Below are 18,951 nucleotides of genomic sequence, written 5' to 3' on the forward strand. Positions count from 1 at the left end.
CGATGACTACTACCCAAGACGATGATCTGAATATCGTACGTAACCGCACCTTCGACCAGATCGCCATCGGCGACACCGCCAGCATCACGCGCACCCTGAGCATGGACGATATCGCCCTGTTCGCGGTGATGTCGGGCGACGACAATCCGCAGCACCTCGATGCCGAATTTGCCGCTTCCAGCCGCTACCAGGGCGTGATCGCGCATGGCATGTGGGGCGCTTCCCTCATTTCCGCCGTGCTGGGCACGCGCCTGCCCGGCGCCGGCACCGTCTACACGGGCCAGACCCTGCGCTTCTTGCAGCCCGTTCGCGTGGGCGATACCTTGGCCATCAGCGTCACCGTGACGGCGCGCGAACCGCGCAGCCGCCACGTGACCCTGGCTTGCCGCTGCGTCAACCAGCATGGCGCCGTGGTGCTCGACGGTGAGGCGCAGGTGATCGCCCCGGCCGAGCAGATCGAACGGGCGCGCGCCACCTTGCCGGAAGTGCGCCTGCATAACGGCGACGGTACGCGGCGCCTGCTCGAGCATGCGCGCACGCTGGGGCCGATCCGGGTCGCCGTCATCCATCCCTGCGATGAACTGAGCCTGTCGGGCGCGCTGGACGCGTATGCGGCCGGCCTGATCACGCCCGTGCTGGTGGCGCCGCGCGCGCGCCTGGAAGCGGTGGCGGCCGAAGCGGGCCTGAGCTTGGCCGGCATCGCCATCGAGGACGTCGAGCATAGCCATGCGGCGGCCGCGCGCGGCGCCGAACTGGCGGGCAAGGGTGAAGTGGAAGCGCTGATGAAGGGCAGCCTGCACACGGATGAACTGATGTCGGCCGTGCTGTCGGCCAGCGCCGGCCTGCGCACCAAGCGCCGCATCAGCCACTGCTTCCTGATGCAGACGCCCGCGTATCCGCGCCCCTTCATCATCACGGACGCGGCCATCAATATCGCGCCCAACCTGGCCATGAAGGCCGACATCGTGCGCAACGCCATCGACCTGGCGCACGTGATCGGCGTGGCCCAGCCGCGCGTGGCCATCCTGGCCGCCGTGGAAACGGTGAACGCGGACATGCCGGCGACTTTGGACGCGGCCGCCCTGTGCAAGATGGCCGACCGTGGCCAGATCACCGGGGCGATCCTTGACGGCCCGCTGGCTTTTGATAACGCCGTCTCGATCGCCGCCGCCACCGTCAAGGGCATCGTTTCCGAAGTGGCCGGCCGCGCCGACATCCTGCTTGTGCCTGACCTGGAAAGCGGCAACATGCTGGCCAAGCAGCTCGAATACATGGGCGACGCGGACAGCGCCGGCATCGTGCTGGGCGCGAAGGTCCCCGTCATCCTCACCAGCCGCGCCGATTCGCGCGCCAGTCGCATCGCCTCGTGCGCCATCGCCGTGATGCTGGCCAACCATTACCGGAGCACGCCGCCATGAACGCGCAAATCACCCACGCCGACGGCACCCTGATCCTCGTGCTCAATTGCGGCTCGTCGAGCATCAAGTTCGCCCTTTTCGAGCAGGCGGGCGGCGTGCTGCCGCAGCAGGCGCAATGGAGCGGCAAGGTCGAGGGCATCGGCCGCGAAAACGCGACGTACCGCGCCGGCGGCCTGCCGGCAGTCGCCTTGCAGCTGGACCCGCAGCAGCCGCATCATGCGGCGCTCGAATACATCCGCGCGCAAGTCGTGGCGCAGCTGGACGGGCGTGCGCTGCGCGCCGTGGCGCACCGCGTGGTGCATGGCGGCAGCAAGTATTTCGCTCCCGTGCGCATCGATTTCGCCGTGCTGGCCGACCTGAAAAGCTATGTGCCGCTGGCGCCCCTGCACCAGCCGTTCGCGCTCGAAGCGATCGAGGTGCTGCTCACGTCGCGGCCCGACATCGCCCAGGTGGCGTGCTTCGACACGGCCTTCCACCACACGGTGCCGCAGGTCGAGCAGATGCTGGCCCTGCCTTACGATGCATGGGAGCGGGGCTTGCGCCGCTATGGTTTCCACGGCCTGTCCTACGAATACCAGTCGCTGGTGCTGGAGCAGCGCTTTGGCGCTGTCGCGCGCGGCAAGGTTATTGTCGCCCACCTGGGCAGCGGCGCGAGCCTGTGCGCCATGGACAATTTGCACAGCGTCGCCACCACCATGGGCTTCTCCGCACTGGACGGACTGATGATGGGCACGCGCTGCGGCTCGCTCGATCCGGGCGCCGTCATCTATCTGATGGAAATCGAAAAGCTGTCGCTGGAAAAAGTGGCACATGTGCTGTACCACGAGTCGGGCTTGCTGGGCGTGTCGGGCGTGTCGGCCGACCCGCCCGTGCTGCTGGCGCAACAGGACCGGCAGGATGCCACGGGCGAACGCATCCGCGCCGCGCTGGCCTTATATATCCGCCGCATCGTGCGCGAGATCGGCGCCCTGACGGCCGTGCTGGGCGGGCTGGACATGCTGGTGTTTACGGCCGGTATCGGCGAACACAGCGCTGAATTGCGCCAGCGCATCTGCGCCGAGCTCGGTTTTATCGGCCCCGTGCTCGATGCCGAGGCGAATGCGCGCAACGCCAGCCGTATTTCCACCGACGCCAGCCGTATCGTGGTGGGCGTGGAGCCGGCCAATGAAGAGTGGGTGGCCGCGCGCCACGCGGCCTTGGCCGTGGGCGCATGATGATCTGAAGCGTCCGGTTGCACTCGATGGGAAATTTGTCGATTTGCACATATTTCTCGTTGAGTGCGCTAACGCACTGTGTGGTTTGCCAGTTATCTTTACTATGAAGTCATGCCATTGCGCTACATCAAGAAACAGCGCGATGCCTGGCAAATTTTGAACATTTTGCCCGCCTTTAGTAAGAATAAAATTAAACCATATTGAAAGGTCTCATCATGAACAAATTACTCGCCACCCTGATCGCTACCCTGTTTGCTACCGCCGCCTTCGCTCAAACGGCGCCGGCCACGGAAGCTGTCGTGAAAGCCCAGGCTTCCGCGCAAAAAGACGTCAATAAGGCTGCCGCTTCGGAAGCCAAGGTCGATGCCAAGGCTGACGCCAACGTCGCCAAGGCCGAAATGAAGGCTGACGAAAAGAAAGCCGACGCCCAGCACAAGGCCAACAAAACCAAAGCCAAGGCTCATGACAAGGTCGTCCACGCCGATGCGGAAGACAAGCTGAAAGCGGAAGCCAAGGCCGACAAAACCGATGCCAAAGCCGATGCGAAAGCCACCAAGGCTGCCGTGAAAGCGAACGCCAAGGTCGCCAAGGAAAAAGTGGAAGCGAATGCCGACAAAGCCCTCGCCGCCACCAAGACGGAAGAAGCCAAGGCCAAGGCCGACGCTGAAGTCAAGGCCGCCGCCGCCAAGTAATTCCCCGTTTGCGGGCCACGGCCGGCAAATCCAAAAGACAGCTTCGGCTGTCTTTTTTTTCGTCTGCCACTTTTTTCGGGCGCCGCTTGCCAGTCTTGATCTGGCACAAATGCTGTTCTTTTCGCCGTGCCATAGTGAATTGGCAAACAGACGAAGGAGACATCATGAGCACCGCTAAAACGAAAAAATCACAGGCGACCGGCTCGGCTGAAGGCGCGCCGACCATGCAGTCCATGCAATCCATGCCGGTCGAGGGCGACGTGCATGCCGGCGCTGATGCTGCCGGCGCCGACGCCATGCCGGGGCCGCGCGTGGGCATGTCGTACGCGGACCAGGCGGCGTTCGCCCAGGGCGCCGCCGCAGCGAATGGCGGCGACATGCCGGGCGGCGGCATGCAGCAGGCATCGCAGGGCATGGCCGGCGCCAGTTGCATGCACGTGGGCGATGGCGGCGGCATGGGGGGCGACCGCGACGGTGACGACGGGGGTGGCGCAGGGGGCATGGGCGGTGGCGGCCAGGGAGGCGGCACGCCGCAGGTGCGTACCTGCGCCACGATGGATGTGCATCGTCGCCTGCTGACGGAAGATCCATCGTATGCGAACATCCGCGCCGATATTGAAAACCAGGCTGGCATGTACGAGGGGGCTGGCAGCAGTGCCGGACGTTCCGGCGTGACGCAGATACCGGTGGTCGTGCACGTGGTGTGGAACACGGCCGCGCAGAATATTTCGGATGCGCAGATCGCCAGCCAGATCGACGTGCTGAACCGTGATTTCCGGCGCGTCAATCCCGATGTCAACAGCACGCCGGCGCCGTTCCTGCCGCTGACGGCCGATGCGCGCGTGGAGTTCGCGCTGGCCACGATCGATCCGAACGGCGCGGCCACCAGCGGCATCGAGCGGCGCCAGACGACGGTGGCCTCGTTTGGCGCCGACGATGCCGTCAAATCGCAGGCGACGGGCGGCATGAATGCCTGGCCGGCCGACACCTACCTGAATATCTGGGTGTGCCAGCTGGGCGGCGGCTTGCTCGGCTACGCGCAGTTTCCCGGCGGCCCGGCCGCCACCGACGGCGTGGTGATCCTGCAATCGGCCTTCGGCACGACGGGCACGGCGGCGCCGCCGTTCCACCTGGGGCGCACGGCCACGCATGAAATCGGCCACTGGCTGAACCTGAACCATATCTGGGGGGACGACGGCACCGGCTGCTCGGGCACGGACAACGTGGCCGACACGCCGAACCAGGGCGGGCCGAACACGGGCCAGCCTTCGTTCCCGCACATTTCCTGCAGCAACGGGCCGAATGGCGACATGTTCATGAACTACATGGATTACGTCGACGATCCCGCCATGTTCATGTTCACGGCGGGCCAGGTGGCGCGCATGCAGGCCTGCCTCGACGGTCCGCGCGCCAGCATCGGCACGGGAACGGGCGGCACGGGCGCCACGCCGCGCCAGAGTTCCTCCCCCGTCGTGGCCTGGGGCGCGAACCGCCTCGACGTCTTCGTGCTGGGCACGGACCGCGCGCTGTACCACAAGGCCTGGGATGGCACGGCCTGGGCGCCGTCCGTCACCGGCTATGAAGGGCAGGGCGGCATCTGTACCAGCGCGCCGCAGGTGGTGTCGTGGGCGCCGAACCGGCTCGACGTATTCGTCACCGGCACCGACAGCGGCTTGTTCCACAAGTGGTGGAATGGCACGGCCTGGGGTCCGTCCCTGACCGGTTTTGAAGCGATGGGCGGGCTGTGCGTGGGAGACCCGCGCGCCGTGGCCTGGGGGCCGAACCGCCTCGACGTGTTTGTCGTCGGCACGGACCGCGGCCTGTATCACAAGTGGTGGAACGGCACGGCCTGGGGGCCGTCGCTGACCGGGTACGAAGCCATGGGCGGCATCTGCCTGGGCCAGCCGGAAGCCGTGGCATGGGGGGCGAACCGCCTCGACGTCTTCGTCATTGGTTCCGACCATGCGCTGTACCACAAGTGGTGGGATGGCACGGCCTGGGGGCCATCACTGACGGGCTATGAGCGGCTGGGTGGCATTTGCACCTCGTCGCCGAAGGCGGTGGCGTGGGGACCGAACCGCCTCGACGTTTTTGTTACGGGCACCGATGGCGCCCTGTACCACAAGTGGTGGGATGGCGCGAAATGGGGGCCTTCCAACGACGGCTTCGAACGGCTGGGCGGCATCTGCGTGGGCGAGGTGGAAGCCGTGTCGTGGGCGCCCAACCGGCTCGATCTGTTCGTCATCGGCACCGATAGCGCCCTGTACCACAAGGCCTGGAACGGCAGCGCCTGGACGCCGTCGCTGACGGGCTTTGAAAGCCTGGGCGGCGTGTGCACCTCGCGTGCGCGCGCGACGGCCTGGGCGCCGAACCGCCTCGACGTGTTTGTCACGGGAACGAATGGGGCCCTGTTCCACAAGGCGTGGAACGGCACGGCCTGGTCGCCGTCCGTGAGCGGCTATGAAAGCCTGGGCGGCGTGGTATCGTGTTTCTGACATCAATGCGTTAAACGGGAGGCGGCATGCACGGCATGACAACGGCTTTGCCCAGCGGTAGCTGGACGCATTCCTTCGAGGAGGATGCAGACGGTATCGAGGTGTACCGGCCCACGGCCACCTTCGCCTTTCCTCCCAGCCGCAAGGGGCGCAAGGTGCTCGAGTTCGGCGCACCCGCCGGCGCCATGGCGCAAGGAGAAGTGACATTGACGTCGATGGCACCCGGTCCCGATGATCGCCCCCGCGCCGGTCCCGCCGCCAAGCTGGTGCCGCTGGGTATGGGCCGCTATGCGCTCAGTGATGCCACCGGCGCGCAGGATGTGATCGACATCGTCGAAGCGACACCCGACGTGCTGCGCCTGGCGCGACATTAAGGCTGGCCGCGCAGCTTGTGCGCGAGCGCCGTGCGGTTGCCCACGTCCAGCTTCTGGTAAATCGCATGCAGCTGGTTGCGCACGGTGGCCGGCGACTTGCCCAGTTCCCTGGCGATGCATTTATACGGCAAGCCTTCGGCCGCCATGGCCGCCACCAGCCGTTCCGCCGGCGTCAGACGCTGCATGGCGGCCTGCCTGAAACGTTGTTTGTCATCCTTGCTCTCCTGTCCGTGGGCGGCATGCCGGTGGCATGCCTGCAGGGATAACGGGAACGTGATGAGTATGTCTAAAATTATTTTTACCAGTGGCCGCTACGTGGCGATGGGCGAAAAAAAAGACAGGCGAACCCGTCTTTTCGTGTGGCGCGATGACGGTCAGCCGATGGCTGCCATCGAGACCGGTTTCAGCTTGGCCGCCAGCGCCTTGCCTTTTTTCGCGCGCTTGCCAAAGTGGTCGGCAAGGGCCGTGGCGCCCAAGGACGCATCCTGCGGCTTCGAGGCCCGGCCGATGCCGGAGACGACTACACCGCGCTGGGTGATCGGCTGCACGGCCAGCAGCTTGTCCTTGGCATCGAGGTCGATCAGCTTGACGCCGGTGCCGCCCTTGGTCAGGGTTTTCATTTCATCGAGGCCGAACACCAGCAGGCGAGCGCCTTCCGTCAAACAGGCCAGTGCGCTGGCCGCCTCGGGGATGACTTTCGGCGCCAGCGGCACGTCGCCGTCGTCCAGGGTGATGAAGGCCTTGCCGCCTTTCAGGCGGCTTGTCATGTCGCCCGCCTTGGCGATGAAGCCGTAGCCGGCGCTCGACGCCAGCAGCAAATTGGTGGCGCCATTGCCCGCAAAGTAGTGCAGGATGCGCACGGCGTTGCCCGGCGTGCCGCCGCTCAGGTCGCACAAGGTCGTGATCGGCACCCCGTCGCCGCGCGCGTTAGGCAGCGCCGAGACGGGAACCGAGTAGATCTTGCCGTTGTTGCCAAAGCCCAGCAGGGTGTCGACCGTGCGGCACTCGAAGGCGCCATGCAGGCTGTCGCCCGCCTTGAAGGTGAACTGCGCCGCGTCGTGGCCGATGCCGGTGCGCGCGCGCACCCAGCCTTTTTCCGAGATGATGACGGTGACCGGTTCATCGACCACCTTCTGTTCGGCCACGGCTTTCTGCGCTTCCTCGATCAGGGTGCGTCGCGCGTCGCCGAACTGCTTGGCGTCCGCTTCGATTTCGCGGATGATGGCGCGCTTCATCGAACCAGGGTTGTCGAGCAGGTCTTGCAGCGCCTTTTCTTCCTTGCGCAGTTCGGCCAGTTCCTGCTGGATCTTGATCGTTTCCAGGCGCGCCAGCTGGCGCAAGCGGATTTCCAGGATATCGTCGGCCTGTCGCTCGGACAGCTTGAACGCCTCGATCAGGGCCGCTTTCGGTTCATCCGAATTGCGGATGATCTGGATCACCTTGTCGATGTTGAGCAGGATCGCTTCGCGTCCTTCCAGGATATGGATGCGGTCCTTGACCTTGCCCAGTTTGTAGCCGGTGCGGCGCGTGACGGTCTCGAAGCGGAAATCGATCCATTCGCGCAGGATGTCGCCCAGGCCTTTCTGGCGCGGACGGCCATCGCCGCCTATCATCACCAGGTTGATCGAGGTCGACGATTCCAGCGACGTGTGCGCCAGCAGCATCAGCATGAATTCCGTCTGGTCCTGGTTCTTCGATTTCGGTTCGAACACGAGGCGCACGGGCGCGGCGCGGCCCGATTCGTCGCGGATGGTGTCGAGCGAATTGAGGATCAGCGCCTTCAGGGCAACCTGGTCCGGCGACAGCGCCTTCTTGCCCAGCTTGATTTTCGGATTCGTCAGTTCCTCGATTTCTTCCAGGACCTTTTGCGACGAGGTACCGGGCGGCAGTTCCGTGACGACGGCTTGCCACTGGCCGCGCGCCAGTTCCTCGATCTTCCAGCGCGCGCGTACCTTCATGCTGCCGCGGCCGCTCGCATACATGTCGGCGATCTGCGATGGCGGCGTGATGATCTGGCCGCCGCCGGGGAAATCGGGGCCGGGCATGATGGCCATCAATTCGGCGTGCGTCATCTTCGGATCGCGGATCATGGCGACGGCCGCCTTGGCCACTTCCGCCAGGTTATGCGACGGGATTTCCGTCGCCAGGCCCACGGCGATGCCGGAGGCGCCATTGAGCAGCACCATCGGCAGGCGCGCCGGCAGCAGCTTCGGTTCTTCCGTCGAACCGTCGTAGTTGGGCTGGAAATCGACCGTGCCCATGCCGATTTCATCCATCAGCAGCTTGGCGATCGGCGTCAAACGCGCTTCCGTGTAACGCATGGCCGCAGCGCCGTCGCCGTCGCGCGAGCCGAAGTTGCCCTGGCCGTCGATCAGCGGGTAGCGCAAGGAGAAATCCTGCGCCATGCGCACCAGCGCGTCGTACACGGACTGGTCGCCGTGCGGATGCAATTTGCCCAGTACGTCGCCGACCACGGCCGCCGATTTGCGCGGCTTGGCCGTGGAATTCAAGCCCAGCTCATTCATCGCATACAGGATGCGGCGCTGCACGGGCTTCTGGCCGTCGCACACGTCGGGCAGGGCGCGGCCCTTGACGACGGAGATGGCGTAATCGAGATAGGCGCGCTCGGCAAAGGTGGACAGGGTCAGCGCTTCGCCGTCGAATACCGGTTCATCCGGCTCGATCGGCTCAGGCTGGGCATCGTCAAATAAATTGGTTTGTGTGGACATGGCGCTTGTTTCGGTGTTAAGTGGTTGCGGTTGAATTCATGGGGGCGATTATGACAGCCCGGATTTGGAGAAGGATTTGCCGTAGGTCTTGTAGATGTAGCACATGGTGAAATACAGCACGGCCAGGGCCAGCTCCACGCTGTTATGCATCATCTGCATGGCGCGGATGGCCGGGGCGTGGCCGGCCAGCACGAAGCTGGCGAGGGACGGCACCAGCACCACCGGCCAGATCGTCTTCCATTTGAAATCGGTGGGGGAAAACAGCAAGCCGGCGCACGACCAGACATACAGCGCGGCGCCGACGAGGGCGGCCGGCATCTGCTGCACATACAGCAAGGACAGCAAGCCCGCGCAGCCGATCAGCCATGCCGCGCGCAGGCGGGGCAAGAGCGCCTCCGGCCAGCCGCAATCGCCATACAGGCCGGTGGCGCTGCGCAGAGCCAGCGCCGCCAGGCAAAACATCATCGGCATGGCGTCGCCGATGGCCAGCGCCGACTGGCCTCTGCCACTCATGAACATGGCGGCGAACAGCGACAAACCCAGGACCAGGAGCAGCAGCATGCCATGCAGCAGCTGGCGGTTCAGCGCATACGCGAGCAGGGCCGAGGCGCACAAACCGGCCGCGGTGACAAGGCGCGCGGTCTCGCTGCGTTCGGGCAGGAACAGCATCAGCGTCAGCAGCAGATAGGGCACGATCCAGCCCAGCTGCCGCAAGCCGGGCCGCTGCCACAGCACGGGCAGGCGGTCCTGCAGCGCTTCCTGCAGCGAATCCAGGCGCGCGAACAGGGGGACTGGCCAGCGCATGGCATGCATGGCCAGCAGGGCAAAGGTCAGTGCCTGGAAACCGAGCAGGCTGGCATGGGCGGCCGTGTCGCCGAGCTTGAAGCCGGCCGCATCGAGCACACCCGCGAGCATGAAGTGCAGCACGAAGCCCAGGCCGCACGAAGCGAGCGCCGTCTGCTTGAAGTAGCGTTTGGCATGGACGGCGTGTTCCCACTGCTCGAACAGGTCCGTATCGAGCTTGTAGGCCAGCATCTCTGCGTGTTGCCAGCGTATCGCGTGCAGCAGCTCGCGCAGCTGCAGCGTGAATTTTTCATCGAACAGCTGGCGCGCGTAGGCGCTTGGCGGCTGCTGCGACATGATGCAGTCCAGGCCCGGATAGCTGTCGCGGTTGTCGCTGAAGTGGGCGAACGAGCGGTCCGCCCGGTAGCGCTGCACGGCGCTGCGCACCAGGTCCGCATGGCTGCGCGCCAGGTAGGAAAAATCGTGGTTCCAACCCAGCTGTTCGAACAGGGCCTGGCGCAGCGCCAGGTCATAGCCTGCGCTGGCGCAGTAGCGCAGCGCGCGCAGCTCGAATTCCTCGTGCACGTCGAGGTTCAGCATGGCATCATCCTGTAGCATGCGGGCCAGAACCTCGCCCGCATCCGCATGCCGCATCAATTCCAGGCAGCCTTGCCACAGGTGCTCCGCTTCCAGCACCGGATCGATGGCGACCACGCCCCATAATTCCGGCGGCGGCGCCTGGTCCTGGGCGATGACGCCCCACAGCTCCGCAGGTGCGTGTTGCGCGGGCTCGTTGATGACGCCCCACAGGTCGGCCGGTTCCATGGGCGGCGCTTCTGGCGTTTCCGCCGCTGCTTCGGTCCCAGCCGATTCCGCTTCCGGCAGCTCCTCGGCAAACAGGTGCGCATGGCGCAGCGCGTATTCATACGCTTCGCGCAGCTCCTGGAAGGCGGCAGGATCGTCCTCGGGACGCGTCACCTTCAGGCGCTTCGCGTACGCGCGCTTGAGGGCGCGCTCGTCGCCGGTCGGCTCCGTGCCCAGGATCTCCCACAGGCCGCGCTGTCCGTTGTACATGCCGCCGTCCATTTACAGGAAGCTCTCGCTCTCGACCTGGCGCAGCACCTCGTCGAGCGCCTGGCGCGCCTTGCGGATGGTGTTCGGGTCCTGCGTTTCCAGCGCGGCCTGGAAGTTGGCCGTGTGCGCCGCCAGGTATTGGCGCACGTCGCCCAGCGACTGTTCGTACAGCCGGTCGGCGCGCGTGACCAGGGTGCGGTTTTCCATCTGCTCGCGCGGGTGGATCTTCAGGTCGGCCAGTTCCGCAAAGCGCTGCTCGATCTGTTCCGGCGTCATCACACCCGCGTTGTCGCTGATGATCATCTTGTGGCGTTCCTGCGTGGCCAGCACCGTCACTTCCGCTTCCAGCACGCCGCTGACGTCGTAGGTGAAGCGCACGTCGATGCCGATCTCGCCCGCCTTTTTTGCGGGTATGGGGAAGCTGATCTTGCCCAGGAAGACGTTGTCGGCCACCAGGCGCGACTCGCCCTGGAAGATCGCCACGTTGATTTCCTTCTGGTTGTCGTGGATGGTGGTGATGTTTTCCGTGCGCGAGACGGGCACCACGGAATTGCGCTCGATGATGGGCAGGTAATGGCCGCCCTCATACTGGTTCGCGCCAACCTGGCGCGAAATCGAAATGCCCAGCGAATACGGCGCCACGTCCGTCATGACCACTTCGTCGAGGGCCGCGTCGCGCATCTTCAGGCCCGCCTGCACGGCGGCGCCCAGCGCCACGGCTTCGTCCGGGTCCAGGTGGATGGCGGGGAAGCGGCCGAACATGCGCGAGACGAGTTTACGCACCAGCGGCATGCGCGTGGCGCCGCCGGCCAGCACCACTTCATGCAATTCCGCCGCGCGGATGGTGGCGTCGCGCAGCGCCCGTTCCACGGGCAGGCGCAAACGGGCCAGCAGCGGCTCGCACAGCTGCGCCAGCTTGTCTTCGCCGATCTCCCAGCTGTATTCCTTGTCCTGGTAACGCGTGGCCATGCGCACGGACGGCTGGTCCGACAGCAATCGCTTGACGCGCTCGGCTTCATCGCGCAGCAGCTGCTGCTGGCGCGGGTCGAGCAGGCGGCTGCCGACGGCGTCGCGCAGGCCGCTGCCTTTCATGAAAGCGTCGACCAGCACGGTGACGAAGTCTTCGCCGCCCAAAAAATTGTCGCCGGCCGAGGCGCGCACTTCCATCACGCCTTCGAACAGCTCCAGGATCGACACGTCGAACGTGCCGCCACCCAGGTCGAAGACGAGGAATTTGCTTTCCTGTTCCTTGTCGCGGATGCCGTAGGCCAGCGCGGCGGCCGTCGGCTCGTTGAGCAGGCGCTCCACGCGCAGGCCCGCCAGCTGGCCGGCGATGCGCGTGGCCTTGCGCTGCGCATCGCTGAAATACGCGGGCACGGTGATGATGGCCTCTTCGACCTTGTGGCCGAGAAAGGCCTCGGCATCTTCCTTCAGCGCGCGCAGCACCATCGACGACAGCTCTTCCGGGCGGAATTGCTGCGTGCCGAGGGTGATCTTCTTTTCGCTGCCCATGTAGCGCTTGAAGACGGCCGCCGTCAGCTGCGGGTGCGTCTGCAGCCGTTCGCGCGCGGCGCGGCCCACCAGCACGGTGCCGTCGTCGTCGATGCTCACGCACGACGGCGTCAGGTGTTCACCGAGCGCATTCGGGATGATGGAAGCCTTGCCGTCGCGCCAGATGGCGACCAGGCTGTTGGTGGTGCCCAGGTCGATGCCGATGATCATCAGATATCCGCCTCCGCCTCATTGCCGTGCTCCTCGATCCAGGCGCGGCGTCCTGCCGCTTCGCCCTTGCCCATCAACATATTGAAGCGCGAGGCCGAGGTCATGTGGTCGATTTCACCGAGCGTGACGGGCAGCAAACGGCGCGTGTCCGGGTTCATCGTCGTTTCCCACAGCTGTTCGGCGTTCATCTCGCCCAGGCCCTTGAAGCGCGAGATTGACCAGGCGCCCTGTTTCACGCCTTCCTTGCGCAGCTTGTCCTCGATGGCGACCAGCTCGCCGTCGTCGAGGGCATAGATTTTCTGCATCGGCTTCTTGCCGCGCGCCGGCGCGTCCACGCGGTACAAAGGCGGCCGGGCGATGCAGATGTGGCCCTTGTTGATCAGGACGGGGAAGTGCTTGAAGAACAGGGTCAGCAGCAGTACCTGGATGTGCGAGCCGTCCACGTCCGCATCGGACAGGATGCAGATCTTGCCGTAGCGCAGGCCCGACAGGTCGGGCGAGTCGCCCACGCTGTGCGGATCGACGCCGATGGCCACCGCAATGTCGTGGATCTCGTTATTGGCGAACAGGCGGTCGCGGTCCGTTTCCCACGAGTTCAGGACCTTGCCGCGCAGGGGCAGGATCGCCTGGAATTCCTTGTCGCGGCCCATCTTGGCCGAACCGCCCGCCGAGTCTCCCTCGACGAGGAACAGTTCATTGCGCGCGATGTCCGACGATTCGCAGTCGGTCAGCTTGCCCGGCAGGACGGCGACGCCCGAGGATTTTTTCTTTTCCACTTTTTGCAGCGAGCGCTGGCGCGACTGCGCCTGCTTGATCACGAGCTCGGCCAGCTTCTTGCCGTAGTCGACGTGCTGGTTCAGCCACAGTTCCAGCGGCGGCTTGGTGAAGGTCGAGACCAGGCGCACGGCGTCGCGCGAATTGAGGCGCTCCTTGATCTGGCCCTGGAATTGCGGGTCCAGCACCTTGGCCGACAGCACGAAGGAGGCGCGCGCGAACACGTCTTCCGGCAGCAGCTTCACGCCTTTGGGCAGCAGCGAGTGCATTTCGACGAAGTTTTTCACGGCGCCGAACAGGCCGTCGCGCAAGCCCGATTCGTGCGTGCCGCCATTCGACGTGGGAATCAGGTTGACATACGATTCGCGCACGATGGCGCCTTCTTCCGTCCACGCCACCACCCAGGCCGCGCCTTCGCCTTCGGCAAATCCTTCCGAGTCCGGGCCCGCGTATTGCGCGCCTTCGAACAGGGGAATCAGGGTTTCGCCATTCGATACCTGCGCCAGCGTTTCGGTCAGGTAGCCGCGCAAGCCTTCCGCGTACTGCCAGGTCTGCGTATCGCCCGTCTTCGCGTTGGTCAGGGTGACGGTGACACCCGGCAGCAGCACGGCTTTCGAGCGCAGCAGGCGTTGCAGCTCCGTTTGCGAGATGTTGGGCGAATCAAAGTATTTTGCATCGGGCCAGGCCGTGACGCGCGTGCCGGACTTCTTGCCGTCGCGCGGGGCGGGGCGGGAACTCAGGGGTTCGATCACGTCGCCGTTGGCAAACACCATGTGATGCAGGCCGTTGCCGTCGCTTTCCTTGCGCCAGACTGTGATTTCCAGGCGCGTCGATAGCGCATTGGTGACGGACACGCCGACGCCGTGCAAGCCGCCCGAGAACGCGTAGGCGCCGCCCGAACCCTTGTCGAACTTGCCGCCCGCGTGCAGCCGTGTAAACACGATTTCCACCGTCGGCACGCCTTCTTCCGGGTGCAGGCCGACGGGAATGCCGCGGCCATTGTCTTCGACGGTGATGCTGCCATCCGTGTTTTGCGTCACGGCGATATGCGTGCAATGACCTCCCAGCGCCTCGTCGGAGGCATTGTCGATCACTTCCTGAATGATGTGCAGCGGATTTTCAGTGCGGGTGTACATCCCCGGGCGCTGCTTGACGGGTTCCAGTCCTTTCAGGACACGGATGGATGATTCGCTGTAGTCGGATGCTGGTTTTTTAGTGGCCATACGTGTTCAAGCTAAGTAAAGACAGTGGTTGGAACGCCAGGCCAGGGCACTGCGGGGCGCAATGACAGCGGCGGCGATAACTGTATGAATATACAGTAAATCTCGTCCAGCGTCACTGGGGGAGGGCAGTGCGGCAGGCTTGGCGTCCTTGTGCGGACGCTCGCGCATTCTATCTTGTCCGGCGAGCAATAGCGCTACTCCAGGGCAACAACGGTGCGCTGTGCGCGTGGTTTTGCGCCCATTGTGAAGGATTTTATGCGGTAAAGCCGCCGTTTTTACATCTTGTTTACAGCTGCCTTCCCAGTCTTTACGAATTTTTTAGACCCTTTTGGCTAATCTGCTCACTATCAAAACAAACCTGAATGAGGGTGGGAATGGATCTCGTGTATCTCGGCTTGATTGCCGTGTTTTTCGTCGTGGCGGCCGGCTTTGCCATCGCCTGCGACAAATTAGGGAGCGTCAAATGAACGCGTTTTATGTGCTGGGCGCCGTCGTCTCGGCCGGCCTGCTCGTGTACCTGCTGGTGGCGCTGCTGAAGGCGGAGGAACTGTGATGACGACGCAATCGATACTGTTATTGGTGGCCTTCCTGGCCGTGCTGCTGGCCGCCGGCTATCCGCTGGGCCTGTACATGGCCAAGGTGGCCGGCGACGGCCCCGTGCGCGGCCTGGGCTGGCTGCAAAAGCTGGAAAACCTGCTGTACCGCTGGTCCGGCCTTCCCGCCGACAAGGCCATGGGCTGGAAAAGCTATGCCATCGCCCTGATCGTCTTCAATACCGTGGGCGCCGTCTTCGTCTACGGCCTGCAGCGCCTGCAGGGCTTCCTGCCCCTGAATCCACAGGGCCTGGGCGCCGTCAGCCCCGATTCCTCGTTCAATACCACCGTCAGCTTCGTCGCCAATACCAACTGGCAGGGCTACGGCGGCGAACAGACCATGAGCTACCTGACGCAGATGCTGGGCATGGCCTGCCAGAATTTCTTCTCGGCGGCCACAGGCATCGCCGTGATCTTCGCGCTGGTGCGCGGCTTCGCCTCGCGCTCGGGCAAATCGATCGGCAATTTCTGGGTCGACCTGGTGCGCTCGACCCTGTACATCCTGCTGCCGTTGTCCCTGGCCCTGTCCGTCGTCTTCATGGGCGAAGGCATGATCCAGAATTTTTCCGCCTACAAGGAAGTGACCCTGCTCGACCACGTTGCGTATGAAACGCCGAAAGTGACGGCCGACGGCCAGCCCTTGCTGGATACGGCCGGCAAACCCGTGATGGAAGCGCAAGTGGCGACCACGCAGACAATCGCCATGGGCCCCGTCGCGTCGCAGGAGTCGATCAAGCTGCTGGGCACGAATGGCGGCGGCTTCTTCAATGCCAATTCCTCGCACCCGTATGAAAATCCGACCGTGCTGTCGAACTTCCTGCAGATGCTGGCCATTTTCATCATTCCCGCCGGCCTGTGCTTCACCTTTGGCCGCGTGGTGGGCGACCTGCGCCAGGGCTGGGCCGTGCTGGCCGCGATGTCCCTGATCTTTGTCGTCATGACGGCCGGCGTGATGAGCGCAGAGCAGCAAGCCAATCCCGCCTTGCAAGCGCTGGGCGTGGACCAGCAGGCCAGCAGCCTGCAATCGGGCGGCAATATGGAAGGCAAGGAAACGCGCTTCGGCATCAGCTCCTCGACCCTGTTCGCGGCGGTGACGACGGCCGCATCGTGCGGCGCCGTCAACTCCATGCACGATTCCTATATGCCCCTGGGCGGCATGGTGCCGCTGCTGCTGATGCAGTTCGGCGAAGTGGTCTTCGGCGGTGTGGGAACGGGTCTGTACGGCATGCTGATGTTCGCCATCCTGGCTGTCTTCATCGCCGGCCTGATGATAGGCCGCACGCCTGAATACCTGGGCAAGAAAATCCAGGCCTATGAAATGAAGATGGTCTCGCTGGCCATCCTGATTACGCCAGCCCTCGTATTGACGGGTACGGCGATCGCCGTGATGGTCGAACCGGGCAAGATCGGCGTGGCCAATCCGGGCGCGCACGGTTTCTCCGAGATCCTGTACGCCTTCACATCGGCCGCCAACAACAACGGCAGCGCGTTTGCCGGCCTGTCCGCCAACACGCCGTTCTACAACGTGATGCTGGCGATTGCCATGTGGTTCGGCCGCTTCGGCGTGATCGTGCCCGTGCTGGCGGTGGCCGGTTCGCTGGCGGCCAAGCAGCGCCTGTCGGCCAATGCGGGCACCATGCCCACGCATGGCCCCATGTTCATCGGCCTGCTGATCGGCGTCGTCGTGCTGGTTGGTGTATTGAATTACGTTCCCGCGCTGGCCCTGGGCCCGATCGTCGAACACCTGCAACTTTTCATCAAATAAGAGGCTACCATGTCACGCACAAGCCTGACTTTGTTCGATTCCGCACTGATTGGCCCCGCCATCGTCGATGCGTTCAAAAAACTCGACCCCCGCACGCAGTGGCGCAGCCCCGTGATGTTCGTCGTCTATGTGGGCAGCATCATCACGACCCTGCTGGCCATCCAGGCGCTGAATGGCCAAGGTGAAGCGCCGTTCGGCTTCATCGTCGCCGTCGCCGTGTGGCTGTGGTTTACCGTGCTGTTCGCGAACTTTGCCGAAGCGCTGGCCGAAGGCCGCAGCAAGGCCCAGGCGGCCTCGCTGCGCGCCCTCAAGCAGACGGTGATGGCAAAGAAAATGCAGACGCCGAAGTACGGCACCTCCTGGCTGCCCACGCCGGCGACCGACCTGCGCAAGGGCATGACGGTGCTGGTCGAAGCGGGCGACGTGATTCCCGCCGACGGCGAAGTGACGGCCGGCGTGGCCTCCGTCGACGAGAGCGCCATCACGGGCGAATCGGCGCCCGTCATCCGCGAATCGGGCGGCGACTTTTCTGCCGTCACGGGCGGCACCCGCGTGCTGTCGGACTGGCTGCTGGTGCGCGTGTCCGTCAACCCGGGCGAAGCCTTCATCGACCGCATGATCGCCATGGTCGAAGGCGCCAAGCGCCAGAAGACGCCGAACGAGATCGCCCTGACGATCCTGCTCGTCGCCCTGTCGATCGTGTTCCTGATCGTCACCGTGACCCTGCTGCCGTACTCGCTATTTTCCGTGGCGGCGGCCGGCAGCGGCACGCCGGTGACGATCACCGTGCTGATCGCACTGCTCGTGTGTTTGATTCCGACCACCATCGGCGGCTTGCTGTCCGCCATCGGCGTGGCCGGCATGAGCCGCATGATGCAGGCCAATGTGATCGCCACCTCGGGCCGCGCCGTGGAAGCGGCCGGCGACGTGGACGTGCTGCTGCTCGATAAGACGGGCACCATCACCCTCGGCAACCGCCAGGCATCGAGCTTCGTGCCGGCGCCCGGCGTGACGGAGCAGCAGCTGGCCGATGCGGCGCAGCTGGCCTCGCTGGCCGATGAAACGCCGGAAGGGCGCAGCATCGTCGTGCTGGCCAAGCAGAAGTTCAATATCCGCGAACGCGAGATGGCCAGCCTGCACGCCACCTTCGTGCCCTTTACGGCGCAGACGCGCATGAGCGGCGTGGATATCCCTGGCGAGCAGCAGGTGCGCCAGTTGCGCAAGGGCGCGGCCGATTCGATGAAAAAGCACGTGGAAGCGCTGGGGCAGCCGTATCCTGATGAAGTTGCGCGCGCCGTTGACGATATCGCCCGCCGCGGCAGCACGCCGCTGGTGGTGGTGGACGACGGTCGCGTCATGGGCGCCGTGGAACTGAAGGATATCGTCAAGGGCGGCATCAAGGAGCGTTTTGCGGAATTGCGCCGCATGGGCATCAAGACCGTCATGATCACGGGCGACAACAAGCTGACGGCGGCCGCGATTGCCGCCGAAGCGGGCGTGGACGATTTCCTCGCCGAGGCGACGCCGGAAGACAAACTGAAACTCATCCGCAGCTACCAGTCCGAAGGCCGCCTGGTGGCGATGACGGGCGACGGCACCAACGATGCCCCCGCGCTGGCGCAGGCCGACGTGGCCGTGGCCATGAATTCGGGCACGCAGGCGGCGAAGGAGGCGGGCAACATGGTCGACCTCGATTCGAACCCGACCAAGCTGCTGGAAATCGTTGAAATCGGCAAGCAGATGCTGATGACGCGCGGTTCGCTGACGACGTTCTCGATCTCGAACGACATCGCCAAGTACTTCGCCATCATCCCGGCCGCTTTCGTGGGTACGTATCCGCAATTGAAGGCGCTCGACGTCATGCATTTGGCCAGCCCTGCCTCAGCCATCATGTCGGCCGTGATCTTCAATGCCCTGATCATCGTCGTGCTCATTCCGCTGGCGCTGAAAGGCGTGCAGTACCGGGCCATCGGCGCGGCCAGCCTGTTGCGCCGCAACCTGCTGATCTACGGCCTGGGCGGGATTATTTTGCCCTTCATCGGGATCAAGCTGATCGACATGCTGCTGTCCGCCCTCAATTTAGTCTAAAGGAACC

General features: G+C 64.5%; 13 protein-coding genes. 8 read left to right on the forward strand and 5 right to left on the reverse strand.

Annotation, left to right across the window (positions count from 1 at the left end):
- The first annotated feature begins 2 nt into the window (after positions 1 to 2).
- The 5 genes from BXA07_RS05285 to BXA07_RS05305 all read left to right on the forward strand — a co-directional run bounded on the left by BXA07_RS05285 (position 3) and on the right by BXA07_RS05305 (position 6,193).
- Positions 3 to 1,418: a bifunctional enoyl-CoA hydratase/phosphate acetyltransferase gene (locus tag BXA07_RS05285; protein WP_076566268.1), complete on the forward strand. Its 1,416-nt coding sequence runs from the start codon at positions 3 to 5 to the stop codon at positions 1,416 to 1,418.
- Positions 1,415 to 2,632 (forward strand): acetate/propionate family kinase, encoded by a 1,218-nt coding sequence (locus BXA07_RS05290; RefSeq protein WP_076566270.1) that lies wholly within the window; start codon positions 1,415 to 1,417, stop codon positions 2,630 to 2,632. Before BXA07_RS05285 ends, BXA07_RS05290 begins: the two co-directional genes overlap by 4 nt.
- Before the next feature lie 215 nt (positions 2,633 to 2,847).
- On the forward strand, positions 2,848 to 3,324 hold the full coding sequence (locus tag BXA07_RS05295) for a hypothetical protein (protein WP_076566271.1): 477 nt from the start codon (positions 2,848 to 2,850) through the stop codon (positions 3,322 to 3,324).
- A gap of 164 nt (positions 3,325 to 3,488) precedes the next feature.
- The gene (locus BXA07_RS05300) at positions 3,489 to 5,819 is read left to right on the forward strand and encodes a DUF8189 domain-containing protein (protein WP_280175045.1); all 2,331 of its coding nucleotides are present in this window, start codon (positions 3,489 to 3,491) and stop codon (positions 5,817 to 5,819) included.
- A gap of 26 nt (positions 5,820 to 5,845) precedes the next feature.
- Positions 5,846 to 6,193 carry a hypothetical protein gene (locus BXA07_RS05305; protein WP_076566273.1) on the forward strand — a complete coding sequence of 116 codons (348 nt, stop codon included), beginning with the start codon at positions 5,846 to 5,848 and terminating at the stop codon, positions 6,191 to 6,193.
- On the opposite strand, the gene BXA07_RS05310 is transcribed toward BXA07_RS05305, so the two are convergent.
- From BXA07_RS05310 to BXA07_RS05330, 5 genes are all read right to left on the reverse strand, one after another.
- Positions 6,190 to 6,378, reverse strand: a complete 189-nt coding sequence (locus tag BXA07_RS05310; RefSeq protein WP_076566274.1) for a helix-turn-helix domain-containing protein — start codon at positions 6,376 to 6,378, stop codon at positions 6,190 to 6,192. The two genes, BXA07_RS05305 and BXA07_RS05310, sit on opposite strands and share 4 nt — an antisense overlap.
- A gap of 189 nt (positions 6,379 to 6,567) precedes the next feature.
- Positions 6,568 to 8,922 (reverse strand): DNA topoisomerase IV subunit A, encoded by a 2,355-nt coding sequence (gene parC / locus BXA07_RS05315; protein ID WP_076566276.1) that lies wholly within the window; start codon positions 8,920 to 8,922, stop codon positions 6,568 to 6,570.
- A gap of 48 nt (positions 8,923 to 8,970) precedes the next feature.
- Complete coding sequence (locus tag BXA07_RS05320) at positions 8,971 to 10,779, reverse strand: J domain-containing protein (protein ID WP_139335437.1); 1,809 nt, start codon at positions 10,777 to 10,779, stop codon at positions 8,971 to 8,973.
- A gap of 12 nt (positions 10,780 to 10,791) precedes the next feature.
- The gene (locus BXA07_RS05325) at positions 10,792 to 12,501 is read right to left on the reverse strand and encodes a molecular chaperone HscC (RefSeq protein ID WP_076566279.1); all 1,710 of its coding nucleotides are present in this window, start codon (positions 12,499 to 12,501) and stop codon (positions 10,792 to 10,794) included.
- Complete coding sequence (locus tag BXA07_RS05330) at positions 12,501 to 14,498, reverse strand: DNA topoisomerase IV subunit B (protein ID WP_076566281.1); 1,998 nt, start codon at positions 14,496 to 14,498, stop codon at positions 12,501 to 12,503. The genes BXA07_RS05325 and BXA07_RS05330 overlap by 1 nt, the downstream gene beginning before the upstream one ends.
- A gap of 463 nt (positions 14,499 to 14,961) precedes the next feature.
- Between BXA07_RS05330 and kdpF the strand changes: the two genes are divergently transcribed.
- From kdpF to kdpB, 3 genes are read left to right on the forward strand one after another with little or no spacing between them, the layout of a single operon-like run.
- Positions 14,962 to 15,051 (forward strand): K(+)-transporting ATPase subunit F, encoded by a 90-nt coding sequence (gene kdpF, locus BXA07_RS05335; protein ID WP_034746483.1) that lies wholly within the window; start codon positions 14,962 to 14,964, stop codon positions 15,049 to 15,051.
- Complete coding sequence (kdpA, locus tag BXA07_RS05340) at positions 15,051 to 16,856, forward strand: potassium-transporting ATPase subunit KdpA (protein WP_076566282.1); 1,806 nt, start codon at positions 15,051 to 15,053, stop codon at positions 16,854 to 16,856. The genes kdpF and kdpA overlap by 1 nt, the downstream gene beginning before the upstream one ends.
- Before the next feature lie 9 nt (positions 16,857 to 16,865).
- Positions 16,866 to 18,944, forward strand: a complete 2,079-nt coding sequence (kdpB, locus tag BXA07_RS05345; protein WP_076566284.1) for a potassium-transporting ATPase subunit KdpB — start codon at positions 16,866 to 16,868, stop codon at positions 18,942 to 18,944.
- The last annotated feature ends 7 nt before the right edge of the window (positions 18,945 to 18,951 follow it).

It is taken from the genome of Janthinobacterium sp. TND4EL3, from assembly GCF_900156175.1.
Classification (GTDB): Bacteria; Pseudomonadota; Gammaproteobacteria; order Burkholderiales; family Burkholderiaceae_D; genus Janthinobacterium.

What these genes read in the sequence shown, in the direction of transcription:
- BXA07_RS05320 (WP_139335437.1), bottom strand. Translation starts at nt 10,779, where the DNA reads ATGTACAACGGACAGCGCGGCCTGTGGGAGATCCTGGGCACGGAGCCG.
- kdpF (WP_034746483.1), top strand. Translation starts at nt 14,962, where the DNA reads ATGAACGCGTTTTATGTGCTGGGCGCCGTCGTCTCGGCCGGCCTGCTC.
- BXA07_RS05285 (WP_076566268.1), top strand. Translation starts at nt 3, where the DNA reads ATGACTACTACCCAAGACGATGATCTGAATATCGTACGTAACCGCACC.
- kdpA (WP_076566282.1), top strand. Translation starts at nt 15,051, where the DNA reads ATGACGACGCAATCGATACTGTTATTGGTGGCCTTCCTGGCCGTGCTG.
- BXA07_RS05310 (WP_076566274.1), bottom strand. Translation starts at nt 6,378, where the DNA reads ATGCAGCGTCTGACGCCGGCGGAACGGCTGGTGGCGGCCATGGCGGCC.
- parC (WP_076566276.1), bottom strand. Translation starts at nt 8,922, where the DNA reads ATGTCCACACAAACCAATTTATTTGACGATGCCCAGCCTGAGCCGATC.
- kdpB (WP_076566284.1), top strand. Translation starts at nt 16,866, where the DNA reads ATGTCACGCACAAGCCTGACTTTGTTCGATTCCGCACTGATTGGCCCC.
- BXA07_RS05300 (WP_280175045.1), top strand. Translation starts at nt 3,489, where the DNA reads ATGAGCACCGCTAAAACGAAAAAATCACAGGCGACCGGCTCGGCTGAA.
- BXA07_RS05305 (WP_076566273.1), top strand. Translation starts at nt 5,846, where the DNA reads ATGCACGGCATGACAACGGCTTTGCCCAGCGGTAGCTGGACGCATTCC.
- BXA07_RS05325 (WP_076566279.1), bottom strand. Translation starts at nt 12,501, where the DNA reads ATGATCATCGGCATCGACCTGGGCACCACCAACAGCCTGGTCGCCATC.
- BXA07_RS05295 (WP_076566271.1), top strand. Translation starts at nt 2,848, where the DNA reads ATGAACAAATTACTCGCCACCCTGATCGCTACCCTGTTTGCTACCGCC.
- BXA07_RS05290 (WP_076566270.1), top strand. Translation starts at nt 1,415, where the DNA reads ATGAACGCGCAAATCACCCACGCCGACGGCACCCTGATCCTCGTGCTC.
- BXA07_RS05330 (WP_076566281.1), bottom strand. Translation starts at nt 14,498, where the DNA reads ATGGCCACTAAAAAACCAGCATCCGACTACAGCGAATCATCCATCCGT.